We start from the raw sequence: 26,519 nt of genomic DNA, 5'->3' as shown, positions 1-26,519 counted from the left end.
ACCCATCCCAATGACACGCATCATCCTCACCGCCGGAACGACCGACACGGCGCTCGTCGACGGCATCAGCGCCGCCGGTGCGGCGCCGGAGCTCATGGCGCATACGCCGTCCGCAGACGTTGAGATCCTCGAGTTCGGCGCGCCCGCGCGCTCGCCCGTAACGCCAGTCAGCCCGAGTGGCTGCCCGACGCCCGCCGCCGTCACGCGGGCCGTCCGCGAGGTCGTCGGCTTCGACGTAACGGTGGTCGACGCCGGCCTCGCGAAGCCGACGAGTTCGCCGACGGTGGACCTCGGCGTCCAACCGGGGACGGACATCCGCGAACCGGCGGCCGTCCCCGGCGCGGCGGCGATTTTCGACCGCGCGTACGGCTACGGCGCGAGCCTGCCGGCCGGCGAGAGTGAACTCGTGATCGGCGAGACGATTCCCGGCGGGACGACGACGGCGCTCGGCGTGCTCACCGCGCTGGGCGAGCCGACGAGCGTCTCGTCGTCGCTGCCCGAGAATCCGGTCGAGCGCAAGCGCCGCGTCGTCTCCGAGGGCCTCGCGGCGAGCGATCTCGAACCCGGCGACTGCGCGGCGGACCCGTTTGCGGCGATTCGATCCGTCGGCGACCCGGTCCAGCCGACCGTCGCGGGCGTCGCGGCCGGCGCGCTCGAGTCGGGAGCCGACGTGACGCTCGCGGGCGGCACCCAGATGGTCGCCGTCGCCGCCGTCCTCCGCCACGCCGGCGTCGACGCCGCGCTCGAAATCGCGACGACCTCGTTCGTCGCGGCCGAACAGGGCCAACCCCTTCGGGAGGCGTGTGGCGAACTCGACTGCGAACTCACGGTCACCGATCCGGGCTTCGACCGCCACGGGAACGAGCACGTCGCGATGGACCGTTACCGTGCCGGCGAAGCGAAGGAGGGCGTCGCGATGGGCGGTGCGCTCTCACTGGTTCCGGACGGCGAGATGGCAACGGTCAGAGAGCGGTTCGAACTCGTCTGTTCGCGGCTCGGAATCGATGCCGACGGCGAGGGGGTCGGAGACCCGAGCCAGATGGAAACGGGGGACGAGGATGGATCCTGAGTCGATCCGCGCCGGGAGCCGCGTCCACCACGGCGGCGACCCCGACCCGGACGTTCTCGATTTCTCGGCGAACACCAACCCGTCGACGCCCGCGGGCGTCGACGACGTATACGCCGACGCACTCGAGGCCGCCCGCCGATACCCCGACGACGACTACGCCGACTTCCGGGCCGCCGCAGCCGCGTTCGTCGACTGCGATTCCGACCGAGTAATCCCGACGCCGGGCGGCCTGGCCGCGATTCGACTGGTGATGGAACTCGAACTCGAGCCCGGCGACGAGGCGCTGGTCCCCTACCCCAGTTTCGGCGAGTACGCCCGTGAGGTCCGATTACAGGGTGCGACGCCGCGGTTCGTCCGGTACGACGACTGCTGTGATCTGCGCCAGGTGGCGCTTGAAAATTGTTCGCTCGCGGTCGTCTGCACGCCGAACAACCCGACCGGCGACGTGGTCGATCCGGACGATCTGGCCGCCTTCGCCGCTCGCTGTGCGGAAGCCGGGACGACCCTCCTCGTCGACGAGGCGTTCCTCGGATTCACCGAGCGTCCGTCGGCGGCCACGCTCGACCGTGAAAACGTCATCGTCGCGCGCTCGCTCACCAAACTGTTCGGGCTGCCCGGACTCCGCGCCGGCTTCGCCGTCGCCACCGGCGAGCGCCGCGACGCCCTCGAGACGGCCCGTCGAGCGTGGTCGCTCGGTACGCCGGCCGCACGCGTCGGCGCATACTGCCTGCGTCAGGACGAGTTCATCCGCGCGACTCGTTCGCGCGTCGCCAGCGAGCGCGCGCGGCTTCGCGAGACGCTCGACGCTGAACTCGGATTCGACGTGTGCGATTCCGATGCGCCGTACCTGCTGTGTGACGTCGGTGGCCGCGACGTTGGGGACGTGCTCGCGTCGGCGCGAGAGCGCGGCGTCGCCGTCCGCGACGCGCGGACCTTTCGGACCCTCGAGTCACACGTTCGGGTTGCGGTCAAGGACCGGGACTCGAACGATCGGTTGCTCGCCGCGCTCGGTGTCGGTGCCGGTGACACCGACGACGGTGGTGGCGCTAGCTGATGTCGGGGCGAGAGTTCGCGTACGAGGCCGTTCGGCGCGACGGGGTGCTCAGGATTCGCCGACCCGGGACGGAGTGGCTCTCGAGCGGCTGGAACGGCGGTCGCTGGACGAGCGACTGCGCGTACAACCTCTCGGTTCCCGACGGGTGGGGGCAACGGGATCTCGGGACGTACATCGTCGACCGACTCGACCGGGCGGGAGTTGGCGTTCGTGAACGCGATTGCGGCGGTGGCCGTTTCGGGGAGAGCGAGGGGAAAGCGAACAGCGACAGTGGGGATGCCAGCCGAAGGCTGCCCGGACCGGCCCTGCTCACCGGCGTCGACATCGACGACGCTCGCGGCGCACGCTGTGGCTCCGTCACCGCGTACGCGACCGCCGGCATCTCGAACCCCGCAGCCCTCCCGATGGACCCGAGCGGCGGCTCGCTTTCCGGTCGCGAATCCGCGACTGAACTCGGCTCGACCGTCACCACCGAGGAGAATCCCGACGCTGGCGCCAGCACCGACGCCGACAGTTCGGAACCGGGGACCGGTACCGTAAACGTCATCGTCAGCACGACTCGCGAACTCGCACCCGGCGCGCTGACGAACCTCCTCGCGGTTGCGACGGAGGCCAAAACCGCGACGCTGCTCGCCGAAACCGGGTTTCCGGGGACGACCACGGATGCGGTCGTCGTCGGTCACGATCCGACCGGCCGTCGCGCCGAGTTCAGCGGCAGCGCGACCGCGGTCGGAGCGGCAACGCGGGCCTGCGTTCGCGAGGCGGTTCGCGCCTCGTTGCGAGCGCACTACCGAGACGCCGAGTTCACGCTCCCGTCGTCAGTCGAAGGGGCGGCCTACGGGGTCTCGACGGAGGTCGAGGCGACGGTTTTTCGGCCGGCGACTGGTGCTGGCGTCGGTTCCGATCCCGAGCGGCCCGTATCGCCGGACGACGGTACTTAACCGATTGGAGGCCAAACGCCCGATAATGGATGCGGAGGACGACCCGACGGCGATCCGATCGATTGCCGTCTCGCCGGCGGACGTTGTCGACGCCTACGCCTATACGCAGGAAAATCCCGGCGAGGCCGTCCTGCGAATTACGCCACCGTTTCACGGCCGCATGCGGGCCCGGATTCACGTCTACCGGCGCGATGACGCTGAACTGACCGGGGCGGTTCACGTCGATCCCGCCGACGTTCTCGACGCTGAGGCGCGTGCGTCGTACCCGCAACTCCGGACGAAAGACGGCGAACAGCCCGCCGATTCGGGCGATCCGTCACTCACACCGGACCAGCGGCGCAAACGCCACGCTACGGCCGTCGAGACGTGGCGAGAGCGCGCACGCAAGTCGCTGACCGAGACGGTTTCGATCGAAACCGACCACGGCCGTCGGCAGGTCGAACTCAAGTCGCTCGGCTGACGGCGTCGGTACCGCTGCCGCTTTCGATTTTGATTTCGACTGCTAACCGATTCGTCTCCGATCGAATCTCCCGTAGTGAGGCGCTCCAGCGACCACTTTCACTTCCACTCCGGACGGGTCGGATTGACGTACTGTCAGCCTAAGTGAGTTGTATGACACTGATCGTCGACCGAAGCGGTGGCTCCATCGGGGTTGAAACTGAGAGCGAATCGAGTCCCGAAACGGCGACGGCTCCACAGCGCGAACGGATCGAGGTTACCGAACTCGATGCGGCGAGCATCGACGAGTTCGTCCAGGCTCGGGTGGATGTCGACACGGATCAGGTGTCGCTCGAGCACCGCGGTGCGCGGACGTACCTCGTGCTGGAGTAGCGCCTCGTGGGCGGCAACTGCGGAATGGCGAACTGCTGTAATGGCGAACTGGTGCGGCGTGGTAACGCGGCGACGTAGCGACACGGCGTCGGTAGCCGGTGCCGGTCAGTCGCCCTCACCCTTCTCGATCGGCGCGCGGATGAGGTTCCCCCATTCGGTCCAGGAGCCGTCGTAGTTGTGCACGTCGTCGTAGCCGAGCAGTTCGTGGAGAGTAAACCACGCGATTGCGGAGCGCTCGCCGACGCGACAGTACGTGACGACGGATTCGTCGCCGTCGATTCCCGAGTCGGCGTACATCTCTTCGAGTTCGTCCGGCCCCTTGAATCGACCGTCGTCGCGCAGGTTCGTCTTCACCGGGACGTTCGAGGCACCGGGGATGTGCCCGCCGCGCTGGGCGGTCTCCTGGAGTCCTTCGGGGGCGATGGTCTCGCCGGAGAACTCCGCGGGTGAGCGAACGTCGACCATCGGGATGCCGACCTCGCGGGCCTTGTCGACGTCGTCTTTGTAGGCGCGGATGCTTTCGAAGGGGCCCTTCGCGGTGTACTCGACGGCGTCGAAGTCGGGTACCTCGTCGGTCAGCGGGTAGTCTTCGTTCACCCAGTAGTCCTTCCCGCCATCGAGGACGCGTGCGTCATCGTGACCGTAGTATTTGAACTCCCAGTAGGCGAAGAGGGCGAACCAGTTCGGAATGTGGCCGTCGCCGTAGAAGACGACCGTCGAGTCCTCGCTGATGCCGCGTTCGCCGACCGTCTCCTCGAAGTCCGCCTTTTTCAGGATGTCTCGCTGATCCGGATCGGAGAGGTCGTCGTCCCACTGGAGTCCGACCGCACCGGGGATGTGACCCTCGTCGTACCGCGAGGGAAAGTCGCCCTCTTCCGGGGATTCGGGACTGTTGACCTCCACGAGACGATAGTCCGGATCGTCGGCCTGGAACTCGTCGAGGTGGTCTTCGACCCAATCCGCCGAAACCAGCACGTCGGTGTCGTATTCGGACATGCACGCGCGACTCCGACGAGCAACGGCAAAAGCGTAACACGGACCGGACCGACACGTTCGAAACTGAACCGGTAAGGCTACCAAACTCGAGCCACGACCGCTGTGTATGCGACTCGCACGGATCGAAACGTCGTCCGGGCCTGTAGCAGGCCGATACGAGGACGGCGTCGTCCACACCGACGACGGCACCTACGAGGTCGGCGTCGACGGCGAACTGCTCCCGCCCTGCGAGCCGACGGCGCTGTACTGCGTCGGCCGCAACTACGCCGAGACGCTCGAGCAAATGGAATACGAACGCCCCGAGGAACCCGACTTCTTCATCAAGCCGCCGGCGTCGCTGCTGGCCCACGAGGAGCCGATTCCCTACCCCGAGTTCACCGACGAACTGACCTACGCCGGTGAACTCGCGGCCGTCATCGGCGAGCCCTGCCACGACGTCAGCGAAGACGAGGTCGCCGACGTCGTCCGCGGCTACACGATCATGAACGACGTGGACGCCCTCGACCAGCAGGGTCGCACCGCGCGGAAGGCCTTCGACGGCTCCGGCCCGCTCGGCCCGTGGCTCGAAACCGAACTCGATGCGACGGCGACGGAGATCGAGATGTACACCGACGTCGCGGGCGAGCGTCGCCAGGAGGCGACCACGGATCTGATGCTGTTCGGAGTCGCCGAGATCGTCTCTTATCTCTCGAAACGGTTCACCCTTCGCCCCGGCGACGTGATCGCGTTCGGCAGTCCGGCCAATCCCGGCCTAGTCGAACCCGGAGATACCGTTGAAATCACCTACGAGGGCGTCGGAACGCTGCGGAATACGGTCGTCAAGTCGGCTGAAAACAGCGAGTGAGCGGAGCGCGACCGGCGGCAGATCGGTGAGCGTCGGGTACGAGTACGAATGCGGGTGCGAACGGGTATGGGTACGGGTAGAAAGGCACTTCAGGCCGAACACCCTCCGCCGACACGTGAGCGCTGACTCCCGCCGCGTCGAGGTCCACCCCGGCCGCGAGGCCGTCGTCGAGTTCGATCCGGAACTCACCTTCGAGTGTGTCGACGACTGCACCTGGTGCTGTCAGCACGGCGTCTTGCTGTACGACAGGGACTTACTCGAACTCGCCCAACGCGCGAATCTCGCGGAGACGACGACCGATTTTCGGGGCGAGAAGTTCGTCACGCGCGAGGAAAAATCGCGGGACGAGCACGTCGCTGAAGACGGTCACGCCTGCGCGTTTCTTCGGGAAGACGGACTCTGCTCGCTGCATCTGGACGAGGACTGGAAACCGACGCGGTGTTCGGTCTTTCCGCTCGGCGTCTGGCTCGAAGGGGGCGACCTCCACGTCGATATTCGAGAGTCAGCACACGAACACTGTGAGGGACTGAACGTCAGCGAACGCCGCGTGATCGACAACCTCGAGGCGTTCCTGCCGGAGCTATTGTGGGACCTCGACGACCCAGACTCGGATCGAGAACTCTAAGATCCCTTATGATTTGCCCGCGAACGGGCCAATTTTTGCCACCCGTTGAGTGACACGTGATACCACACCTTTCCGATAGTTTAAACGGCTGCCCCACGTAGGGGAGGTGTGACAGAAGACTCCGGGCGACGGAATCTCCGTATGCCCAACAACGATGAAGTATTCGCCGTCGTCACCGAACACCTCGGCGGCAACCACGTGCAACTCCGCTGTGCGGACGGCGAGGAACGTCTTGGCCGTATTCCCGGCCGGATGAAATACCGCACCTGGATCGAACAGGACGACATCGTCGTCGCCGAACCCTGGGACTGGCAGGACGAGAAGGCCACGATCGAGTGGCGCTACACCAGCCAGGACGCCGACCAGCTCCGCCGCGAAGGCCACATCGACTGATTTTACTCGCGCTCGCGTGCTGACGCCCGCGTGACCGAGCCGCGCTTCTCACACCGAATCGCCTGCGAACGCCTCGACGATTCCCTCACAGAAAGCGTCGATATCGTCCGGATTTCGGCTCGTCACGAGCCCCTGGTCAGTGACGAGTTCGTCGTCGACCCACTCGCCGCCCGCGTTACGGATATCCGTCTGCAGACTCGGATAGGAGGTGAGCGTCCGGCCGTCGACGACGCCCGCCTCGACGAGCAGCCAGGGGCCGTGACAGATTACGCCGGCCGGTTTTCCGGCTTCGACGTGCTCGCGGAGAAGGGACACCGCATCCTCGTCGAGTCGGAGCGTATCCGCGCCGACGGTGCCGCCGGGAACGATGAGTGCGTCGTAATCGTCCGCGCTGACCTCGCTGAACTGTTTGTCGACCGCGTAGCTCTCGCTCTCCTCGAGATCGTTGTTGACGCTCTGAGCCTCGCCGGTCTCGCTCCCGAGCACGTCGACGGTCGCGCCGGCGTCGGCAACCGTCTGTTTCGGTTCGGTGAACTCGATTTCCTCGGTCCCCGCCGGCGCGATGAAGATTCCGACCGTCGTTCCGTCGAGTGACCGCTCGTCGGTGCTCATGCACTGAACTCGGTGCGGGAGAAGGAAAACGGTTGTACCTACGCTTGCAACTGGGTGAGACAGTTACTTCCAGCCGAAGAGCCGCTTGGCGAGCGAGCGGCCGCTCGGTCGTTCTGCGAGAATCACCGAGCAGTCGACTTCGTTGACCACATCGAAGTGGAGCGATCCGGTGAGTAGCCGCGAGAGGAGCCCACGCTCCGTTGCGCCGATGAGGAGCATCGAATGCTCTTTCGAGTGACGACAGATCGCACGTTCGACGTCGCCCGAATCGTCGACCACGAGTTCTGCGTCCTGCAGGCCGTGGTCGACCGCCCAGTCCGAGAGGAACTGTTCTCCGGTCTGGCGCTTCTCGGGACCCTCGACGACGTGCAGGAGCGTCACGTCGACGTCCCCCGTTTCGCGGAACGTTCGGGCGACCTCGGCGCTCAGGTCCGAGTCCGGCCCGCCGGCGGTCGGCAGGAGGATCCTGGATGGATCCAGTCCGCGGTCTTTCAGGACGAGGAAGTCGCAGGGGAGCTGTCTCGTCAATTCGCTGAGCGGCCGTTCGGCGCGCGCAGCGCCCCAGAGTTCGTTGACGCCCCAACCGATCACGACGAGGTCGCTGCGTTTGCTCTCGGCCAGGTTGAAGATTTCCTCGAACGAGCGGTGCGTGACGATCGTCGAGTACTCGAACTCGACGTCGTAGTCGTCGATCTCATCGCCGACGTCTCGCAGTAACGCTTCGGATTCGGACACGATCTGATCGCGCTGTCTTGTGCCGCTGGACTGATCCGGGATTTGCACGATGTGGACCACGTGTACGATCGCGGACTCGCGCTGTGCTGCGAGCGTTGCGGCGAGGTCGATGAGCCGCGATTCGGTTCGCGGGTTCGCGATCGGGACGAGGACGCGGTAGCCCTCGTCGTCCTCCTCTGTTCGGTCGGCTGTGTCGATCAGGGGAACGTACGACCGACCGACGAGGCCGCCGAACACCCACTCCTTGAACGACAGCCGGCGTTTAATCCCCTCGAAGCGGGCGGATTTGAGTCGCTCCTCGCTCGTCTGGAAGTAGTTGACGACGGTGACGAGGAGAATCCCGCCGATGGTGTTGCCGAGCAGGACCGGCAGGACGAAGTGGATCAGGCCGGTGAAAAAGCCGAGATCGCTGCTGACGAAGACGGCGTAGGACATCTCGGTGAACGAGGTGACGACGTGAAACAGGTTTCCGATCGGAATCGCCAGGAACGCCATGTAGACGACGACGAGTCGAGAGATCGTATCGCGGGAGGCGAACGTGACCCAGACGACGCCGGCGACGATCAGCCCCGCGAAGGCCGCCTTGAAAAACAGGTCGAACCAAGGCGTCTCGATGCCGTGTCTTCCAAGGTACAGTGCAGCCTCGGCTGCGTCCTCGGAGAAAACACCACCCCATGCGAGCGTCGCTGCGCCCATGATAGCACCGAGGAAGTTCCCGATGAGGACGATCGTCCAGTGGCGAAAGAGCGCCGGAATGCTCGTCAGGCGCTCGAGCGTGAGCGCCACCGGCGGGAGCGTGTTTTCGGTGTAGAGTTGGTAGCCGCCGATGATGATGTAGATGAACCCGAGCGGGTACAACAGCGCGCTCAGTATCGGATGGCCGTCCGTCGAACCGTACAGCGAGGCGTACAACAGGAACGTGATCGTGATTGCAAACCCCGCAGCGATCCCGCTGAAGAGCAGTTCCCGGTTTCCGGACGTGACCTCCTCGTCCGCGGCGGCGACGATCCGCTGGAAGACCTCGTCCGCGGAGAAGCGATCGCGAACGACCGAACCGACCGCGGGCGCGCCGCTACGCGAGCGTTCGACGGCGTCCCGCACCGCATCCTGGCGTTCCGTAGTGGTCACTTCCGGTACCGTGGGATCCGTCCCACGGTCCGCACCCGACCCATTCGCCTCGCGGTCGCGCCGGTCGTCCTCGTCTCTCGAACTGTCCTCGTTACCAGGCGGTGGCGTGTGTTCGTGTTCAGAGGTATCCATTACTAGATCGAGTCTCCCAGACGAACTAAGGCATTGGTATTTCGCTCACCGGAATCGGGGTGCACATTCTTCACGCTACTTGCAGTACCCCCCGTATGCAGTCCCCGGCCGGGTCCACAGCCATCGTCGTCGGAGCCGGTGTTGGCGGTCTCTCGACCGCCTGTTATCTCGCCGATGCCGGCGTGTCAGTTCACGTTGTCGAGCAAAACGACCAACTCGGCGGCCGCGCGAGTCGGCTCGAACGCGACGGGTTCCGATTCGATATGGGCCCGTCCTGGTACCTGATGCCCGACGTCTTCGAACGGTTCTTCGCCGCCTTCGACCGGACGCCCGCCGAGTACTACGACCTCACCCACCTCGATCCGCACTATCGGATCTTCTTCAAAGACGGAGACCAGGTGGACGTGACACCCGACAGAGAACGGACGAAACAAATCTTCGAGTCCTACGAAACGGGTGCCGGCGACGCGCTCGAACGTTATCTCGAGACCGCTCGCCACCACTACGAGATCGGCATGGAACACTTCGTCTACGAGGATCGGCCGCGAGTTCGAGACTACATCGACCCCGATGTCGCCCAGCACGCACATGGTCTCTCACTTCTCGGATCGATGCAGGGCCACGTCGAGGACTATTTCGACCATCCAAAACTGCAGCAACTCATGCAGTACACGCTCGTCTTTCTCGGCGGATCACCATCGAACACGCCCGCGATCTACAACCTGATGAGCCACGTCGATTTCAACCTCGGCGTCTGGTATCCCGACGGCGGCATCGGTGCCGTCATCGACGCACTCGTCGACCTCGCTCGTGAACTCGGCGTCGAGTTCAGTACGGACCGTCCGGTGACACGGATCAAGGGACGGGAAGGTGCCTTCCTCGTCGAGACGCCCGACGGGCCGTTGCGGTCGGACCTGGTCGTCAGCAACGCCGATTACGCCCATACCGAGCAGGAGCTGCTCGCGCCCGAACAGCGACAGTACGAGTCCGAGTACTGGGAGTCGAGAACCTACGCCCCGTCCGCGTTCCTCCTCTACCTGGGCGTCGAGGGGGACGTTCCCGAACTCGCACATCACTCGCTCGTCTTGCCGTTGGAGTGGGAAGAGCACTTCGAGCAGATTTTTGAGAACCCGCAGTGGCCCGACGACCCCGCGTATTACGTCTGCGTCCCGTCGCAGACGGACGAGACGGTCGCGCCAGCGGGCCATAGCGCGCTGTTCGTCCTGGTTCCGATCGCACCCGGACTCGACGACACGCCAGAATTCCGCGAGCAGTATCGCGAGACGATCCTTGCCGATCTCGCCGCACACACCGGGCTGGACGTTCGCGAACGGATCGTCTTCGAGAAGCGCTTTTGCGTCTCTGACTTTGCCGCGCGCTACAACAGCTACGATGGGACTGCCCTCGGACTGGCGCACACGCTCCGACAGACCGCCCTCCTGCGTCCGCCACACCGTTCGAAGGCCGTCGACGGACTCTACTTCACGGGCGCGGACACGACGCCCGGTATCGGCGTCCCGATGTGTCTCATCAGCGGTGAACTAACGGCAGACGCAATGCTCGCAGACTACGGTGACGGCCCTCATCCGCGCTATGACCGATGACCGACTCGAGTTCAACTGGGCAAGGAAATGGCGGGGAGACGAGCGACGACAGCAGCGATAGCGACGCTGCCGGACCCGCCGTCCGCACCCCTCGGGACGGACGGCCCCGCACCGGTGACGGACCTGCACTCGTCGATTGCCTGTCTCACGTGCTCGTGCTGTCCCGGCCCCGGTTTTGGCTCTACCTCGCGGGGCCGGTTCTGGTGGGCGTCGCCTACGCCGCCGACGCCGTCAGCGAACTGTTCACGCCCGCCGCCGTCGTCCTCTTCGCGTACTTCCTCGTCCCGGCGAACGTCTTTCTCTACGGGATCAACGATATCTACGACCGCGAGATCGACGCTGAAAACCCGAAGAAAGACGCGGACGAGCGCGAGACCCGCTATCGGGGCCGGCGGTACGTTCCCGTCGTCGTCGGACTCTGTGCAGCACTCCCGCTGCTTTTCGTTCCGCTGCTTCCGGTCGCGGCGTGGCCCTGGCTCGTCGCGTTTCTCGTCCTCGGGACGACCTACAGTGCGCCGCCGATCCGATTCAAGACGGTGCCGCCGCTCGATTCGGTTTCGAACGGCCTCTACGTCGCGCCGGGAGCCGCGGCCTACGCCGCCGTCGCCGGAACGCAACCGCCCCTGCTCGCCGTCGCCGGCGGCTGGGTGTGGGCGATGGGAATGCACACCTTCTCGGCGATCCCGGATATCGTCCCCGACCGCGAGGCGGGTGTTCGGACGACTGCGACGGCCCTCGGCGAGACGCGGACAGCCGTCTACTGCGGCGCGTGCTGGCTGGCGAGCGCCGCCGCGTTCGGCTCGCTCGACGTTCGCCTCGGTCTCGTCCTGCTCGTCTATCCCGCTCTCATCGCGGTGCTCGCCACGACCCGAATCGACGTTCGCCGGGCCTACTGGTGGTTCCCCCTGATCAACGCGGCCGTCGGCGCGGTGCTGACGATGGGTGGCCTCCGGGGGGTCCTCCATGGATAGCTCGGAACCCGATCCGAGCGCCGGGAGCGATCGAGACCGGGACCAAGATCAGGATCAGGACCGGAATCGAGAGCAAAATCGAGACCGCGGGCAAAATCAGGGTCGAGGAGATAAGGATACGAGCCGAACCGCACTCAGCCGCCGGGGGCGACGCCGGTCGACCGACGACGCCGACAGCGCCGGGACCGCCCTCCAGCGGTGGCTCGAAACCCGCGTCCGGGAGAACCGGTTCACCATCGCGGTCGTCTTCCCCATCGTCGGCGCGATAACGCTCGTCGCGAGCGATCTCGGGCACCTCCCCGCACCGCTCGCGTACAACCCCCTGTTCTTGCTCGTCGGCACCGCCGTCATGCGTTCGCCGCTGCTCGTCGGCGTGCTCCCGACGCTCGGCCGGCGAGCGCTCGGCTGTCTCGGCGCGCTCACCGCCTTCACCTACGCGATCGAGCTCGTCGGCCTGCGGACCGGCTGGCCCTACGGGACGTTCGAGTACGCAATTGAACTCGGGCCGATGCTCGCCGGCGAGGTGCCACTCGCACTGCCGCTGTTCTTCGTTCCGCTGGTACTCGACGCCTACCTGCTAACGGTGCTGGTACTCGATTCCCACTACGAGAACCGGTTCGAGACGCCGCTCGCCAGGCTGGCGGGAGCGGTTGCCACGATACTCGCAATCGATCTCGTCCTCGATCCCGCGGCCGTTGCCATCGGCTTCTGGGAGTTCATCCCGGCGGGTGCGTACTACGGGGTCCCGGCCTCGAATTACGCCGGCTGGCTGCTTTCGGGAGCTGTCGCCGTCGTGCTCGTCGATTTCGGATTCGACCACGAGACGCTCCGTGAGAGAATCCAGTCGTGCGAGTTCATCCTGGACGACCTGGTGAGCTTTGCGTTGCTGTGGGGGGTGATCAACGTGCTCTACGGCAACTGGATTGCCGCGGCCGTTGCCGGTCTCATCTGTACCGGGTTGTTCGGGACTGATCGGTACGACAGCGACCTGTTTCGGACGGCGATCGCGCCGACCGGCAAGAACTAGCGGGGTCCCGGCTGAAGGAGATGTCAACTGATTCGTCGCCGAGTGACTACTCGATCGGAACTTCCCGCGAGCTCCACACGAGCTTTTGAATAACGAAAGCGCGCTCCCGCCGATTGTGACTAGCGAAACCGCGATCCAGTCCACCGGTAAACCAGTCTCCGAAGCGGTCCGCGTCGAACTCGATTCCGCTGTCGGACGAGTGTTGCGACGGCAGCCGGTACGGCCTGCTGTACCGAGTTCCCGGCGCACTCACGGGACGCCGCAGGACGGGGCGCGGGTGCACTGGCACCGGCTGCCAGCAGTCCCTCGGATTAGCGCATCGGCGTCCCCTCACCGTAACTCGATCCGTGCGAGTCGGTCGTGACCGGCGGAACAGCCGACGCGCGCCGAAAGACCGCTTCCGGATCGCGGTTCCACTGCCAGTGCCATCGCGTCCGCACGAGACACCGGAGTTTACGGGTCGCCGAGAGCGACGGCTCGCTCGAAAGCACGTCGTACCCCTGCGAGCGGATGCACGCGTGATATTCGGCGTAGAGCACGGCCGCCAGCAACACGGGAAACTGGCAATCCGCCGGTAGGTATCGGATACCGGCAACACCCTCCCGATACAACGCCTCCGTTCGCTGGAGTTCGTCCGCCATCACCGCGGCGACCGACTCGCTGAACTCGAGAGCTTCGAGTTGCTCGTTCGAGACACCGTGTTTCCGGAGGGTATCCTGCGGGAGATAGATCCGATTGCGTTCGACGATATCCTCGCGGACGTCTCGGAGAAAGTTGGTCATCTGGAGGGCCTCGCCGAGTTTGACGGCGTGTGGCCGCGCCATCGCTTCGAGTTCCGGTTCCATAATCGCAGTCATCATCACGCCGACCGCCGCCGCCGAACCGCGCATGTACGAGTGGAGTGCGGCGGCGGTCTCGTACCGGGCAGTCGTGATATCGGTCGTCATCGCGTCGATGAACAGGTCGATTTCCGATTCGGGGATGTCGTACCGTCCCCGAAGGTTCCGGAAGGCGGCGAGTACGGGCCCTTCCGGCTCGGTTTCGCCGAGCGCCTGCGCACGAAGCGATTCGAGTTCAGCGCGCTGGGTGGCCGGCGGAACGTCGTCTGCGTCGTCGACGATTTCGTCTCCGAGCCGGAAAAAGGCGTAGAGGACGTGGGTCGCGTGACGAACTCGTCGCGGAAGGAATTTGGTTGCGAGATAGAACGTCTTCCCGGTTCGTCGTTGGAGTTCCTTGCTGGCGGCGATGTGTTTTCGGTGCATTCTTGCTCGTGTCCGGTCGGCTAGTCGCTGAAAGATGGCCATCGTACTACAGAATCGTATAAAATACCACGCCCTGACTGCGGTCGGTACGGGCGACTCTTCGGTGGAGAGACGCTCTGTTTCGAGTCGTCTGTGCTGGCCTGCGTGATCGTCCCGACTAGAAAGTCACGCCGAGTGCTGCCGTGACGACTCGCAGAGTTCGTCCGCGAGCATCGGGATGAACGCGCCGATGTCGGTGACCATGCCGATCGCTTGGGCGCTGCCGCGGTCGAGCAGTTGCGTGACGGTCGCGGGGTTGATGTCGACGCAGACGGTCTTCGTCGTCGAGGGCAGACAGTTGCCGACGGCGACGGAGTGGAGGAGGGTTGCGAGCATGAGGACGATGTCAGCGTCCTGGGCCTGTTCGCGGATCGCGTTTTGTGCGTCGATCGAGTCCGTGATCGTATCCGGCAGCGGGCCGTCGTCGCGGATCGACCCGGCGAGCACGTAGGGAACGTCGTTGCTGACGCACTCGTACATCACGCCCTCGTCGACGGCGCCGGCGTCGACGGCCTCCGGAATGCTGCCGTGGCGGACGATTTCGCTGATCGTGTAGATGTGGTGCTTGTGTCCCTTTCGCGGGTGTTCGAGGCTCTCGGTGTCGACACCCAGCGAGGTGCCGTAGAGGTCCCGTTCTAAGTCGTGGACGGCGAACCCGTTGCCGGCACTGATCGCGTCGACGTACCCCTCTCGGACGAGTTCGGCGAGGGCGTCTCGACCGCCGGAGTGGACGATTGCGGGGCCGCAGACGGCGAGGACGGTGCCGTCGTTCTCGCGGACGTCGCGCATTTCGTCGGCGATTTCCTCGATCAGCGACTCGGAGGGGCGCTCGCTGGAGACGCCGCCTTGCATGAAGCCGAAAGAACCGCCGCCGTTGCGGGGGCGTTCGGGGGGTTCGACCCTGATGCCGGTTTCGCCGGTGACGACGAGGTCGCCTTCTTCGACGGCGTTCAGTACTTTCGTGGTGACGCGGGGTTCGTTCTGGTCGCCCTCGTTCGCGTCGTTTGCATCGGCTACGCTATCGCCATCCCGTTCGACGATCAACGCGCAGTCCATCTCGATATCCTCGACCGCCACCCAGTCGCCGTCGACGCGGACGTACGTCGGGTGGTTCGTCGTCGAGTAGAAGTCAACCGGGACGACCTGATCGCCCGGAGCGGGTTCTATCGTCGCGTCCCGCGGATCGGCGACGGTCGCCCCCTGCTGGTTAAGTTCGTGCAGGATCGCCCGGAGGTCCGCGTGGCTCTCGGCGGTGACCTCCATCCGGCAGTACGTCTCGTCGTGTTTGTGGCGGCCGACCTCGAACTCCTCGACTTCGAACTCGCCGCCCATCTCCATGACGGCACCGAAACAATGGCCCATCGACCCCGAGTCGATAATGTGACCCTCGAGTTCGACGGTCTGGGAAACTGTCATTGGTGTGGGTTGGCGACCGAAGACCGTCAAGGTGTGTGTCTTCGGTCGGCACTATCAACGGTTCGGCGGACGACGAGAGTCGAAAGCAACGTCTGGCGCTTCGACGGTCGAAACAAATCGATTCGCTGGTTCCGATTGTGCGTGCCGGCTACTCGATCTCGATTTCGCCGCGCATCGTGTTCGGATGCACTCGGCAGACGTACTCGACGATCTCGTCGGTCGCGTCGAACTCGATGAACTGATCCTCGCCCCCTTCGGTCGCCTCTTCGGTCTCGTAGTCGTCGACTACTTCGTCGTTCTCGTCGACGAGTTCGATATTGTGGGACGCGCCGTCGCCTTCTTCCCAGCCGATCTCGTACGTTTCGTCCTCCTGGAGCGTCAGCGTCGGATTGTCTTCGTCTGCGATCGCTTCGGGTTCGATACCGACCCAGCCCGAGGTCTGTGCATCGAGTTCGATTCGCGTCTCGGGCTCGATGACTTCATCGTCTTGTGCGCTTGCAGACGCGCTTCCAAACCCGATTAGAAGTGCCCCGCCGGTCAGTTGAAGGACTCGCCGCCGTGTCGTGTCTCGTACCATCAGATTCGTCTGGCTACGACGACGTACTTAAATCATTCATCACGATTACTGGACTGAGTCCGTCGCTAGTGGTATCGACGGGACGATACGAAACGCGACCCGCTACAGCGCGACCGCCGTCCATCACGAAAGAAAGTACCGACGATGAAACGGACGAAGCAGATCGTCGCGTAGCCACCGCGGACCGTTCGATAGCCCTGCGCGGACGGAAGTAGCCCGTCGCTCCAGCTCGGTCGCGTCCCCGACAAATATCAAATTCCTTTCTGGTACTAACTTATATGGTCGCTTTTATCATAGTCTCTCATATGGCCGGTACATCAACCACTCGCGGACAATCTCGGTGTCGCAACTGCGGCTTCGAAGCGCCCGGTGGTGACGAACAGTGGCTTCGAATCGAGGTTCCGAAACTCGGTCGAATGACGCAGTGTCCGATCTGTGAGAGCACGGACGTGATCACGAGTCGATAGCGCAGGTCAAACGCTCTCTCGCACTCGACGTGGCACGCAACCGGGCTGTGGTATCACCCGACGCACTCTTCGGCGCGACACAACAGCCGGCATCACAACAGACTCTTTGTCCTCTCTCCCCTTTCTAGATTCATGAGTGACGATTCCAGCCGGGAACGGACAGCCGGCTCCGAAACTCAGGCTGACGTCCCCGAAACCGATGCCGAGTGGCGCGCTGAACTCGACGACGAAGAATACCGCATCCTCCGCGAAGCCGGCACCGAAGCCCCCTTCAGCGGTGAGTACGTCGATCACAAGGCAGACGGCAGCTACGAATGTGCCGGCTGTGGCGCTGCACTCTTCGATGGAGACACGAAGTTTGACTCCGGCTGTGGCTGGCCAAGTTTCTACGATGTTGACGACGATCGAATCGAGACGCGATCGGACGACAGTCACGGAATGCGCCGCACAGAAGTCCTGTGTGCCAACTGCGGAGGTCATCTCGGTCACGTCTTCGAGGACGGGCCGGAACCGACCGGTAAGCGATACTGTATCAACTCCGCCGCACTCGACTTCGAAGACGACGATACTGCCGACCGCGACTGAGAACGGCGACCAAGATCGAAACCGCAACTGAAAGCGGTCCGTAGAACTGATGGAGGGGTGGACACAATCCGTCTGAAGACGGTCAGCGCGCACGACGCGAGTGCAGGCAGCATCCTTTTCGAATTTCCTGTCGCACTATCGACCATGTCCAATGAACGACCAACCGCGGAAGAACTGCGCCAGGGGCTCACTGTTGAGATCATTCAGGGCGACCAGGATGTCGAATCGGAAGATCAAGAACCGATCATCGGTGAAGTCGGAACCGTCTACGAGGATGATCCCGCCGGTCCGACCGTCGAATTGAAAAGCGGTGTCGTCGGTCACGTTCAGTCGATCGTCCACGACAGGTGAAACGGATAGGCGGAGAGAGTAATCAGAACTGGTGACCTCGCTGTTATAAACTTCCGCTCAGAATACTCCGTAATGACTCCAGACGACGAGCAGGGAGGCAATCAGATCACCATTTTACTGATCGAACCGAATCCCGGTGATACGCGTCTGTTCACAGAATCCTTCAAAGACGCGAAACTCAAGAACGAACTGTACACCATCAGCGATGGTGACGCTGCCCTTGATTTCGTCAATCAACGCGGCGAGTACGCAGCGAAACCACGTCCGGATCTGATCCTCCTCGAGCCGAAGTTACCCGGCAAAAGCGGTATGGACGTATTGTCTGAGCTGAATAACGAGCCCGCACTCCAGGAGATTCCCGTTGTCGCTCTAACGAGTTCGGAGATAGGCGAAGACATCGTCAAGTCACACGGCTTTGATGCGGATCAGTACGTCCAAAAGCCAGTTGAAGCGGAAGACTTCGTCAACTTCGTGCAGGAGATCGAGAACCTGTGGTTTGCAATCGTTCAAGAGCCATCATCGGAGGAGTGAGTCTGCTACTGAAACGCGTTATACGGGTCTTTGAGAACGATCCGTGATGAGCGAGATCGTTTTACGCACAGTTAGGGCGGTTCCTGAATCCGGTTCTGTATCCCCCTATACGAGTTATACCGATCCTGTTTACTGAGCGTCAGAAACCACAGATTCGCTTGCGACTGACCGCACAGACGGCACCAACACGAACCAGCTCTCGTAAAAGCACAACACGCGTCGAACCACCCAACCCAAACCAGCGTCACGACGTTTTTACGTGCACGGCGGGTATCCCGGTCCATGGTGCGGAACGTCGCCGAATTACTGCCGGAACTCGAAGAGCAGGATTTCTATCTCCTTTCGGGGGTCGAACAGGGAATGCGCTTCTCCGAGTGGGTACAACGCGAGAAACTCCCGAAATTCGCCAGCCTGACCGACGAAGAAGTAACGTACCGACTCGAACGGTGTCTCAAACGTGGCCTCATCGAGAAAAAAACCATCCAGTACGAGGGATACACCCTCCAGTTCGAGGGGTACGACACCCTCGCACTCCGAGCGCTCGTCGAGCGCGATACGATCTCGGAGTTCGGCTCACCGCTCGGCGTCGGCAAGGAAAGCGACGTGTACGAAGTTCGGTCGTACAAGCCTCTCGCGTTGAAATATCACCGTGAGGGGTATACGAACTTTCGAGAGGTCCACAAGGAACGCGATTACACCTCGGACAACGAACACGTCTCCTGGATGTACACCGCTCGAAAGGCCGCCGAACGCGAACACGACATCCTCGAAGACCTCTACCCGGACGTTGCGGTTCCCCAACCGATCGACCAGAATCGCCACGCCATCGTCATGGAAAAGATGGACGGCGTCGAACTTTCGCGGACGAAACTCGAAGCCGACCAGGTTCTTGGCGTCCTCGATCTGCTCATCTCCGAAATCGCTCGCGCGTACGAAACCGGCTACGTCCATGCGGACATGAGCGAGTACAACGTCTTTCTCGACGAAGACGGCGTCACTATCTTCGACTGGCCGCAGGCCGTCCCGACCGATCACGAAAACGCCGACGAGTTCCTCCGACGAGATCTTCAGAACGCCGTGGGGTACTTCCGTCGAAAGTACCCACAGCAGGTTTCGGATGAACTCGACAGCGACGCGGTGGCAGCGGAGATCGCTTCGGGGTCGTTCGAGACGATTCGCGAGTAGCGCTGACTCTCTCAGCGTTCGGTTCCGGTCGCTGAGGCTCGCTTTAACTCGGTTTGGATAGTGCCGGTAGTCACCGGAGTACGACAACCGGGCCGGAGAGACAGTCGGACGAGGATCGTGTGCAGTCTTGAAGGGGATGTCGTATCACGCGTGACGGGATCGCGGGGAGGCCGATTCCGCCGACAAAACCCGTCGCTCCCACGCCGGTGGAATCGCCGTCCAGTCGCGACACCGCCCGTCGATTCGTCCGCGGACGAGCCTGCCGAATTGGTCCGTTCCGTGAGAGACGGCCATCGGGGGCGATGACAAACGCCATCACACCTTTCGACGAGCTGTTAGGGGTTCATCACGATCGCGAGAACCGACGCGTGCCGGATGGAGAACGGCCAGCAGCGACAATCTGGCTGCCGATCCGCGACCCGTTTCGTGTATACAACTGTTCGTCTCACGCAAACTGCGACTGCACAGTGTGGAAGACGGTTCCAGGAGTGGGAGCGTCCGTGCGAGGAACGCGGGACGCAGGTCCAGGTTAAGCGGTCGAGCGTGACGTATCTTCTTGCCGTTCGTCCCGATTAGCTGGACGTTATCCAGCGAGCAACGATCCTAGTGCAGTCTATAGCTATCAGGACTAATCGCATGGCAGTAATCAGGATGTCCGAGACAGCACTCGAGTATCAGAAGGATGTGCTCGAAACGATCATCGACGAGGCGGTGTACGTGGGAACGGCCTCCGAAGAAGAGGCCGAACAGCTCCACGATCGGCTGGACGAACTCGAATCGATGCAGTCGATCAACCAACTGTGGTACGACCTCTCCCAAGAGTACGACGTGATCGAGCAAACCTGACGGGGCAACGGGCTCGTTACACTCGAAACGCTTCGAAGCCCTTATACTCGGGAATTGGATAGAGTACCATAACTCGCTGGGCCGCGGGCACCAGCGGGCACCTGTCCGGCACGACGCCGCCACAGGACGGAATGTGATCCGCGGGGAATCGTCCTCGCCGGGTTGAACCATCACCGCCCGCGGTGAATACAATGGCAAAGAGCTTCTATTCCCACATCAAGGACGCGTGGAAGGACCCCGACGACGGTAAACTCGGGGAACTGCAATGGCAGCGAAAGCAAGAGTGGCGCGATCAGGGCGCAATCGAGCGCATCGAACGGCCAACGCGGCTCGACAAGGCCCGTGAACTCGGCTACAAGGCAAAGCAGGGTATCATCATGACCCGCGTGTCGGTTCGCAAAGGGACCGCCCGCAAGCAGCGCTTTACGGCCGGTCGTCGCTCCAAGCGCCAGGGTGTCAACCGCATCGGACGGCGCAAGAACATCCAGCGCATCGGCGAAGAGCGCGTCTCTCGAAAGTACCCCAACATGCGCGTGCTCAACAGCTACTGGGTCGGTGAAGACGGCAGTCAGAAGTGGTTCGAAGTGATCCTCGTCGATCCGAACCACCCCGCAATCGAGAACGACGACGATCTCAACTGGATCTGTGACGACTCCCACACGAACCGTGCTTTCCGCGGTCTCACCAACGCGGGCAAGGACAACCGCGGTCTCAACAACCGCGGCAAGGGTGCCGAGAAGGTCCGTCCGTCGAACACCGGCGGACAGGGCCGCGCGAAGTAATCGGCACGCACAGACTCGCCGCACTCGGCGGCGTCGATTCATGTTCTCTCGTGACGCTTCTCGGCGAGCCGATGCCGTTTCGATGCACCTCATTCGACCACCGTACGCGTCCAAGCGAGGAGACCGACGCGACGGCACCAGTATGACGGGCTGAAACTTAACTCGATGCTCGTCGTAGCGGAAGGCATGCCACGTCACGTTCTCGTCCCGGTCGACGACTCGGACCGTTCAACTGACGCGCTCGAGTTCACCTGCCGGGAGTACCCGGACGCGACGATCACGGCGTTACACGTCATCGATCCGGGCGACTTCTACGCGGCGACGGGAATCGAGGGCGGCGCGGTGGCAAATTACGAGGAGATTCAGACCCAGCACGAACAGCGAGCCGATGCGCTACTCGAGCAGACGCGCGAGGAGGCGGCCGAGTTCGGCTGCGAAATCGAGACGGACCGCGTCGTCGGCGGCATCTCGCGATCGATCGTCACGTACGCGGACGAACACGATGTCGATCACATCACGATCGGGAGTCACGGCCGGACGGGCGCGAGTCGAATCTTGCTGGGAAGCGTAGCGGAAAACGTCGCCCGGCGCTCTTCGGTTCCGGTGACGATCGTTCGATAGCGACCCGGGTCGCCCACCGCTGGCTGCAATACCGCCGCTGGTGCGGTTTCGTCATGAACACAGACGGACACGACACAGACAGAACGACGAGATGGATCTTCGGCAGCATCGAGACCTACTAGAGGTGTGAGTGGCCGCCATCACCCATCGATCAGCAGTCCCTCCAAACTGGGCGGTCGGCGCGATCCGCTCGGGAGGTGTGCCTGCCGTGGAGAACAGCTAGACCGAGGTTAGCGAGCCAACCGGTGCATCCGTCCGGTCGCGAGCGCGGTGAATCCCGTCCTCGCCGGCGGCGATGAGCGCGAAAACGCCGGCGACCTCCGCTTCGGACGTCCCGACGATATCGAGCAAGAGTTCCTGTGTCTCACCCGAGCGGATGAGGTCGTCGACGACCAGCACCGACTCGCCGGCGTCGATAGCCGCGGCGGGGAGGTAGTAGGTGAGTTCGATGCCCGACTGTAGGCGCTGGCGCGCCTCGATGAACTCCTCGACTGCGGTCTCTTTGCTCTTTTTCGCGTAGGCACACCGCGTGCCGTAGTAACTCGCGAGCGACGCGGCGAGCGTGATTCCGTCCGTTGCGGCGGTCAGGACGACATCCGGCCGATCGAACTCGAAGGCGTTCGCGACGACTGGTGCGACGAGGTCCAGAAACGATTGATCGAAGACGGTGCCGGAGTTGTCGACGTAGCCCTCGTCGTCGACGCGAATGCGCGCATCGAGTTCGGCGGCGAGGGCCTCGCGGCCGATATCTTCGACGACTTCACGAGCGCGTTCGGTGCCGGGAAGAACGTGGCCGTTGACGTAGCGATTGAGGTCGCCGGCCGGAAGCCCGGTCGTCTCGGCGAGTTCGTCGTAGGTTCGCGTCTCCTTCAGCATCCGCAGTACGTCGACGGCCCGCAACTGGAGGGCAGCCTTTTCTGCTCTGTTCATACTGGTATGCACGATTCCGCAAGTATGTGGATTTCGATCTCCGTGCTGCAGGGACATCCCACGTATGTGGGTAGTGCGATCAGCGGTTAGTTCGACTGGACCGTCGACGTGATGCCGTCGTGACGATGGCCGTCGCGTCGAGCCAGCCGGCGCATCACGCGGGACTGTGCTTTCTGCAGAAGCGTTGCAGCGGTACTCGATGCACAGTCGAGTTCGGCCGCAACGTCGTCCACGCCGGCGTCGCGAGGAACGTCGAAGTAGCCGATGTCGGCTGCGGTGGCGACGGCCTCGAGTTGCCGATCGGTGAGATCGCCGGTCAGTGGCGCGTATCGGCGGTTGTACTCCCCAATCTGGCGGACGGTAACGTCGATCTCGTCGGGAAGCCCATCGATCATCGCCTGGAGGTTTTCGCCGGTTCCGACGATGGTCATCGCGAAGGCGGCTGTGGAATCGTAGACGATTGGCGGAACGACGACGAGATTCAGGGTCGTAAACGCCTCGCGCCAGCGGATATCCTCCTCGCGGGTTTCCTGACAGAGGTAGAGATAAAACGAGTCGTCGTCGACCGGCGTAAGATCGTACCAGCGGACCGAGTCGGCCTGCTCGAGTGCGGCCTCGTAGGGTTCGCGGTCGGCGTCGGCGTAGAACAGTTCGTATTCGACGCCCTCGGCACCGGCGATGTTCCAGGCGCGAAGTTCCTCGTACCGAACTGCCTCGCCATCGCGGATAAATCGCTGCATCGGATGGAGCATCCAGTCGGGTTGGGACAGCCGGACATCGAGGTACTTCATCGCTTCTTCGTGACGACTGGCTGGCGCGCACATATAAATTCGCTAGTCCGTCCGCGAAAACGCACAGGGGGTACAAGCGACGACTATCCGATATGCACTGCCGACAACGCCACCGAACTGAATGTGCCCACTGCAGGCGACCTGAACTCGTGACGAGGACGCAACTCGACCGCAGGAGAGGGCAACACGGACACAAGTGTAAATTGAGGGAACTGGAGGGTCACCGATGAGTGAGACGGTGACTGCCGCGGTATTCGTAGTCGGACTCGCCGTTAGTCTGAGCAATCTGGCAGGGGTCGTCGCCAGCGCGCTCGGGTTCGCGAACTACTGGCCGCCGGGCGAGCGAAGCTGGCAGTACTACGTCCACTGGGGTCTGTCGCACGCGCTCAATGGTGTGATGCTTGCGCTCGTCTATCTGGACTGGAACAGCCTCGGACTGCCGCGAGTTCCCTCGCTCGCCGTCGGCGCGGCGCTGTTCGTCGCGGGGTACGCCGTCGCCATCGCGGCCGGTCTGGACCTCGGCGTCGAGGAAACGAAGGGACTCGAGGGCGAACTGCGAACCGGCGGCTGGTACCGCTACTCTCGGAACCCGCAGTACGTCGGCTACATCGTCGCAACCGTCGGCTTCGCGCTGGTTGCGAACTCGACGTTGGTCGCTGCGATCTGTACGGTCTATCTCGGCTGGTGGCTCGTGCTGCCGATCGCCGAAGAGCCGTGGCTACGCGAGGAGTACGGCGACGCCTACACCCACTATGCAGCTCGAACGCCGCGGTTCGTCGGCACGCGGACGGTTCGCGCGCTCACCGGTGGTCGAGAGAGTAGCCCGTCCGCAGGAGACTAACGACGTACCGGTTACGGCAGACGGTAGATTACAGATGGGAGACAGATGATGGACAGCAGACAGCGGACAGCAGACGACAGCCGTTAGTCCTGCAAAAAGTCCGGCTCCGTCCGCTTTTCGTCGCGTTCGGCGTCCAGATGCTCGCGGAACGCGTCGATCTCGACGTCGTACTCCTGGTCCTCGAAGCGGTCCCGAACCGCGATGGTCTCGTCTTCCTCCTCGTTGTCGCCGACGATGATCTGGTAGGGAACCCGGTCGTCGTGGGCCGCGCGGATCTTCCGTTCGAGCGTCGAATCCCGGTCGTCGACCTCGACGCGGAACGCGTCGAACTCGTTTGCGACCTGATGGGCGTAACCGAGGTTGTCGTCCGAAATAGGCAGCACGCGAACCTGCTCGGGCGCGAGCCAGAACGGGAACTTACCCTCGTAGTGCTCGATGAGCACCATGAAGAACCGTTCGTAGCTGCCGTAGATACCGCGGTGGATCATCACCGGCCGGTGCTCCTCGTTGTCCTCGCCGACGTAGGAGAGGTCGAACCGCTCCGGCATGTTGAAGTCCAACTGGACCGTCGGCCCGTCCCAGACGCGCCCGATCGCGTCCTCGAACCCGAAGTCGATCTTCGGCCCGTAGAACGCGCCGTCGCCCGCCTCGATCTCGTAGTCCATCTTCGACTCCTCGAGAACGGACTCGAGCGTCGATTCGGCTCGCTCCCAGATCTCGTCGCTGCCGACGCTCTTCTCGGGCCGCGTCGCCAGCGACACCTCGTAGTCGAGATCGAACGTCTCGAGGACGGTGAAGATCATCTCGATGATCCGCTCGACCTCCTCCTCGATCTGATCCGGTCTGACGAACAGGTGACCGTCGTCGATCGTGAACGCCCAGACCCGCGAAAGCCCAGAGAGTTCACCGCGCTGTTCCTTGCGGTAGACCTTGCCGTTCTCGGCGTACCGGATCGGCAGGTCGCGGTAGCTCCAGGACTGGTCCTGGAAGATGGCGGCGTGGCCGGGACAGTTCATCGGCTTCAGGCCGAACTCGTCGTCGCCGACGTCGAAGACGAACATATCGTCCTGGTAGTTCTCGTAGTGGCCCGAGCGGTGCCAGAGATCCGTCTTGAAGACGTGGGGCGTCTCGACGTAGTCGTAGCCGGCGTCCTGGTTTAAGGCCTCGACGAAGTCCTCGAGTTCTTTCAGGATCGTCTTCCCCGGCGGGTGATACAGGGGGAGGCCGGGACCGGTCACGTCCTGGATCGAGAACAGGTTCATCTCGTTGCCGATCTTGCGGTGGTCTCGCTCTTCGGCTTCTTCCTTTCGTTCGAGGAACGCTTCGAGGTCGCTCTCGTCCTCGAAGGCCGTGCCGTAGATGCGCGTTTGCATCGTGTTTTCCTCGTCGCCGCGCCAGTAAGCACCCGCGATCTCGAGCAGTTTCACCGCACCGATCTCGCCCGTCGAGTCGACGTGCGGGCCGGCACAGAGGTCCTCCCACTCGCCCTGGCTGTAGAACGTCACGGTGTCTGACTCCTCGGCCAACTCCTCGAGCAGTTCGAGTTTGTACGGCTCGTCGGCGAGTCGCTCTTCGGCGTCTTCGATCGAAACCTCCTCGCGTTCGATCTCGTAGTCGTCGTCGATGATGGCCTCCATCTCCGCCTCGAGTTCGGGGAGGTCGTCCTCGTCGATATCGAGGTTGTCGAAGTCGTAGTAAAAGCCCTCGTCCGTCGGCGGGCCGATGGCGAGGTCCACGTCGTCGTAGTGGCGTTCGACCGCCTGGGCGAGACAGTGGGACGCGGAGTGGCGCATGACGCGGACGAACTCGTCGGACTGGTCCGTGATGATCTCGAGTTCAGCGCCGTCGTAGGCGGGTTCTTCCTTGGCGACGAGGTCGCCGTCGAGTTTGCCGGCGACGGTGTCGCGGCCGAGGCCGGGGCCGATTTCGTAGGCGCAGTCTTCGACGGTTGCATCGGCGTCGACTGCGAGTTCTGAGCCGTCGGGGAGGACGACTACGATTCCTTCTGCGTCGGGATCTGCTTCTGATTCTGGTTCTGATTCTGACATGGGTGTCGGTGTGGCTACTGTTGGTACGAGCGCTGTGAAAACGCCGGTGGCGTGTCCGTCGCCGGGCGAACTATCGTCACCGTTTGCTGGCCGAACGACGCCGACACAGCGAACGGTAGGTGGGAGTTAGAAGCGGGCGCAAGCCCGGCGTGTAAAGCGGACACCTACCATCGTGGCTACGGATAGCCCGTACCTGAATAAAAGAATTGTGATGGGGCGTGAACCGGTAACGAACGAACTCGGGGGTGGGTGCTCGCTTCCGGGTCAGCCCGGACAGCGGAGGAT

General features: G+C 63.3%; 29 protein-coding genes. 20 read left to right on the top strand and 9 right to left on the bottom strand.

Going from position 1 to position 26,519, the window contains the following annotated elements:
- The first annotated feature begins 10 nt into the window (after positions 1 to 10).
- The 5 genes from cobT to C481_RS06210 all read left to right on the top strand — a co-directional run bounded on the left by cobT (position 11) and on the right by C481_RS06210 (position 3,895).
- Positions 11 to 1,069, top strand: coding sequence for a nicotinate mononucleotide-dependent phosphoribosyltransferase CobT (gene cobT / locus C481_RS06230; protein WP_006108309.1), 1,059 nt, complete (start codon positions 11 to 13; stop codon positions 1,067 to 1,069).
- The gene (gene cobD, locus C481_RS06225; RefSeq protein ID WP_006108308.1) at positions 1,059 to 2,123 is read left to right on the top strand and encodes a threonine-phosphate decarboxylase CobD; all 1,065 of its coding nucleotides are present in this window, start codon (positions 1,059 to 1,061) and stop codon (positions 2,121 to 2,123) included. Before cobT ends, cobD begins: the two co-directional genes overlap by 11 nt.
- Positions 2,123 to 3,064 carry an adenosylcobinamide amidohydrolase gene (locus C481_RS06220; RefSeq protein ID WP_006108307.1) on the top strand — a complete coding sequence of 314 codons (942 nt, stop codon included), beginning with the start codon at positions 2,123 to 2,125 and terminating at the stop codon, positions 3,062 to 3,064. The genes cobD and C481_RS06220 overlap by 1 nt, the downstream gene beginning before the upstream one ends.
- Before the next feature lie 25 nt (positions 3,065 to 3,089).
- Positions 3,090 to 3,524, top strand: a complete 435-nt coding sequence (locus C481_RS06215) for a hypothetical protein (protein WP_006108306.1) — start codon at positions 3,090 to 3,092, stop codon at positions 3,522 to 3,524.
- Between the two features lie 152 nt (positions 3,525 to 3,676).
- On the top strand, positions 3,677 to 3,895 hold the full coding sequence (locus tag C481_RS06210) for a hypothetical protein (protein ID WP_006108305.1): 219 nt from the start codon (positions 3,677 to 3,679) through the stop codon (positions 3,893 to 3,895).
- Between the two features lie 105 nt (positions 3,896 to 4,000).
- Here C481_RS06210 and C481_RS06205 read toward each other — a convergent pair whose 3' ends face one another.
- Positions 4,001 to 4,891: a sulfurtransferase gene (locus C481_RS06205; RefSeq protein WP_006108304.1), complete on the bottom strand. Its 891-nt coding sequence runs from the start codon at positions 4,889 to 4,891 to the stop codon at positions 4,001 to 4,003.
- Between the two features lie 106 nt (positions 4,892 to 4,997).
- Between C481_RS06205 and C481_RS06200 the strand changes: the two genes are divergently transcribed.
- From C481_RS06200 to C481_RS06190, 3 genes are all read left to right on the top strand, one after another.
- Positions 4,998 to 5,735 (top strand): fumarylacetoacetate hydrolase family protein, encoded by a 738-nt coding sequence (locus C481_RS06200; RefSeq protein ID WP_006108303.1) that lies wholly within the window; start codon positions 4,998 to 5,000, stop codon positions 5,733 to 5,735.
- Between the two features lie 115 nt (positions 5,736 to 5,850).
- Entirely contained in the window at positions 5,851 to 6,360 is a 510-nt protein-coding gene (locus C481_RS06195) for a YkgJ family cysteine cluster protein (RefSeq protein ID WP_006108302.1), read from the top strand.
- Positions 6,361 to 6,468: 108 nt separating this feature from the next.
- Positions 6,469 to 6,753 carry a translation initiation factor eIF-1A gene (locus C481_RS06190; protein ID WP_082681805.1) on the top strand — a complete coding sequence of 95 codons (285 nt, stop codon included), beginning with the start codon at positions 6,469 to 6,471 and terminating at the stop codon, positions 6,751 to 6,753.
- 48 nt (positions 6,754 to 6,801) lie between these two features.
- Here C481_RS06190 and C481_RS06185 read toward each other — a convergent pair whose 3' ends face one another.
- Together C481_RS06185 and C481_RS06180 are read right to left on the bottom strand one after the other, a co-directional pair.
- Positions 6,802 to 7,365 carry a type 1 glutamine amidotransferase domain-containing protein gene (locus C481_RS06185; protein WP_006108298.1) on the bottom strand — a complete coding sequence of 188 codons (564 nt, stop codon included), beginning with the start codon at positions 7,363 to 7,365 and terminating at the stop codon, positions 6,802 to 6,804.
- A 63-nt stretch (positions 7,366 to 7,428) separates the two neighbouring features.
- Complete coding sequence (locus C481_RS06180; protein ID WP_006108296.1) at positions 7,429 to 9,360, bottom strand: formate/nitrite transporter family protein; 1,932 nt, start codon at positions 9,358 to 9,360, stop codon at positions 7,429 to 7,431.
- Positions 9,361 to 9,455: 95 nt separating this feature from the next.
- Here C481_RS06180 and C481_RS06175 point away from each other — a divergent pair, with 95 nt between their 5' ends.
- The 3 genes from C481_RS06175 to cruF are packed head-to-tail and all read left to right on the top strand — an operon-like array spanning position 9,456 to position 12,962.
- Positions 9,456 to 10,964: a phytoene desaturase family protein gene (locus C481_RS06175; RefSeq protein ID WP_006108294.1), complete on the top strand. Its 1,509-nt coding sequence runs from the start codon at positions 9,456 to 9,458 to the stop codon at positions 10,962 to 10,964.
- Complete coding sequence (locus C481_RS06170) at positions 10,961 to 11,935, top strand: prenyltransferase (protein ID WP_006108292.1); 975 nt, start codon at positions 10,961 to 10,963, stop codon at positions 11,933 to 11,935. Before C481_RS06175 ends, C481_RS06170 begins: the two co-directional genes overlap by 4 nt.
- Positions 11,928 to 12,962, top strand: coding sequence for a bisanhydrobacterioruberin hydratase (gene cruF / locus C481_RS06165; protein ID WP_006108290.1), 1,035 nt, complete (start codon positions 11,928 to 11,930; stop codon positions 12,960 to 12,962). The genes C481_RS06170 and cruF overlap by 8 nt, the downstream gene beginning before the upstream one ends.
- Positions 12,963 to 13,273: 311 nt before the next feature.
- Here the strand turns inward: cruF and C481_RS06155 are convergent, their stop codons facing one another.
- The 3 genes from C481_RS06155 to C481_RS06145 all read right to left on the bottom strand — a co-directional run bounded on the left by C481_RS06155 (position 13,274) and on the right by C481_RS06145 (position 16,256).
- Positions 13,274 to 14,224, bottom strand: coding sequence for a phytoene/squalene synthase family protein (locus C481_RS06155; protein ID WP_006108287.1), 951 nt, complete (start codon positions 14,222 to 14,224; stop codon positions 13,274 to 13,276).
- A 165-nt stretch (positions 14,225 to 14,389) separates the two neighbouring features.
- Positions 14,390 to 15,679, bottom strand: a complete 1,290-nt coding sequence (locus tag C481_RS06150) for an ornithine cyclodeaminase (protein WP_006108286.1) — start codon at positions 15,677 to 15,679, stop codon at positions 14,390 to 14,392.
- Positions 15,680 to 15,827: 148 nt separating this feature from the next.
- Complete coding sequence (locus tag C481_RS06145; RefSeq protein WP_006108283.1) at positions 15,828 to 16,256, bottom strand: cupredoxin domain-containing protein; 429 nt, start codon at positions 16,254 to 16,256, stop codon at positions 15,828 to 15,830.
- A 305-nt stretch (positions 16,257 to 16,561) separates the two neighbouring features.
- Here C481_RS06145 and C481_RS22125 point away from each other — a divergent pair, with 305 nt between their 5' ends.
- From C481_RS22125 to C481_RS06110, 8 genes are all read left to right on the top strand, one after another.
- Positions 16,562 to 16,723, top strand: coding sequence for a hypothetical protein (locus C481_RS22125; RefSeq protein WP_006108282.1), 162 nt, complete (start codon positions 16,562 to 16,564; stop codon positions 16,721 to 16,723).
- A gap of 132 nt (positions 16,724 to 16,855) precedes the next feature.
- Positions 16,856 to 17,308 carry a peptide-methionine (R)-S-oxide reductase MsrB gene (gene msrB / locus C481_RS06140; RefSeq protein ID WP_006108281.1) on the top strand — a complete coding sequence of 151 codons (453 nt, stop codon included), beginning with the start codon at positions 16,856 to 16,858 and terminating at the stop codon, positions 17,306 to 17,308.
- Between the two features lie 144 nt (positions 17,309 to 17,452).
- Positions 17,453 to 17,659, top strand: coding sequence for a DUF2196 domain-containing protein (locus tag C481_RS06135; protein ID WP_006108279.1), 207 nt, complete (start codon positions 17,453 to 17,455; stop codon positions 17,657 to 17,659).
- Positions 17,660 to 17,731: 72 nt separating this feature from the next.
- Positions 17,732 to 18,190, top strand: a complete 459-nt coding sequence (locus C481_RS06130; RefSeq protein WP_006108278.1) for a response regulator — start codon at positions 17,732 to 17,734, stop codon at positions 18,188 to 18,190.
- A gap of 282 nt (positions 18,191 to 18,472) precedes the next feature.
- Positions 18,473 to 19,375 carry a serine/threonine-protein kinase RIO2 gene (locus C481_RS06125; RefSeq protein ID WP_006108276.1) on the top strand — a complete coding sequence of 301 codons (903 nt, stop codon included), beginning with the start codon at positions 18,473 to 18,475 and terminating at the stop codon, positions 19,373 to 19,375.
- A gap of 651 nt (positions 19,376 to 20,026) precedes the next feature.
- A complete protein-coding gene (locus C481_RS06120; protein WP_006108275.1) occupies positions 20,027 to 20,221 on the top strand; it encodes a hypothetical protein in 195 nt (64 codons plus the stop codon).
- A gap of 191 nt (positions 20,222 to 20,412) precedes the next feature.
- Positions 20,413 to 21,003, top strand: coding sequence for a 50S ribosomal protein L15e (locus tag C481_RS06115; protein WP_006108273.1), 591 nt, complete (start codon positions 20,413 to 20,415; stop codon positions 21,001 to 21,003).
- Positions 21,004 to 21,189: 186 nt separating this feature from the next.
- Positions 21,190 to 21,624, top strand: a complete 435-nt coding sequence (locus C481_RS06110; RefSeq protein WP_006824808.1) for a universal stress protein — start codon at positions 21,190 to 21,192, stop codon at positions 21,622 to 21,624.
- A 219-nt stretch (positions 21,625 to 21,843) separates the two neighbouring features.
- On the opposite strand, the gene C481_RS06105 is transcribed toward C481_RS06110, so the two are convergent.
- A complete protein-coding gene (locus C481_RS06105; protein ID WP_006108270.1) occupies positions 21,844 to 22,554 on the bottom strand; it encodes a phosphoribosyltransferase family protein in 711 nt (236 codons plus the stop codon).
- An 86-nt stretch (positions 22,555 to 22,640) separates the two neighbouring features.
- Positions 22,641 to 23,345, bottom strand: coding sequence for a helix-turn-helix domain-containing protein (locus tag C481_RS06100; RefSeq protein ID WP_006108269.1), 705 nt, complete (start codon positions 23,343 to 23,345; stop codon positions 22,641 to 22,643).
- Positions 23,346 to 23,571: 226 nt separating this feature from the next.
- On the opposite strand from C481_RS06100, the gene C481_RS06095 reads away from it, so the two are divergent.
- Positions 23,572 to 24,186 (top strand): methyltransferase family protein, encoded by a 615-nt coding sequence (locus tag C481_RS06095; protein WP_006108268.1) that lies wholly within the window; start codon positions 23,572 to 23,574, stop codon positions 24,184 to 24,186.
- Between the two features lie 83 nt (positions 24,187 to 24,269).
- On the opposite strand, the gene thrS is transcribed toward C481_RS06095, so the two are convergent.
- Positions 24,270 to 26,234 (bottom strand): threonine--tRNA ligase, encoded by a 1,965-nt coding sequence (gene thrS / locus C481_RS06090; protein WP_006108267.1) that lies wholly within the window; start codon positions 26,232 to 26,234, stop codon positions 24,270 to 24,272.
- Positions 26,235 to 26,519: the final 285 nt, after the last annotated feature.

This window comes from Natrialba asiatica DSM 12278 (assembly GCF_000337555.1).
Taxonomy (GTDB): Archaea; Halobacteriota; Halobacteria; order Halobacteriales; family Natrialbaceae; genus Natrialba; species Natrialba asiatica.
Note: the sequence above shows the minus strand (reverse complement) of the source record. Positions and strands in the feature narration are given on the sequence as shown.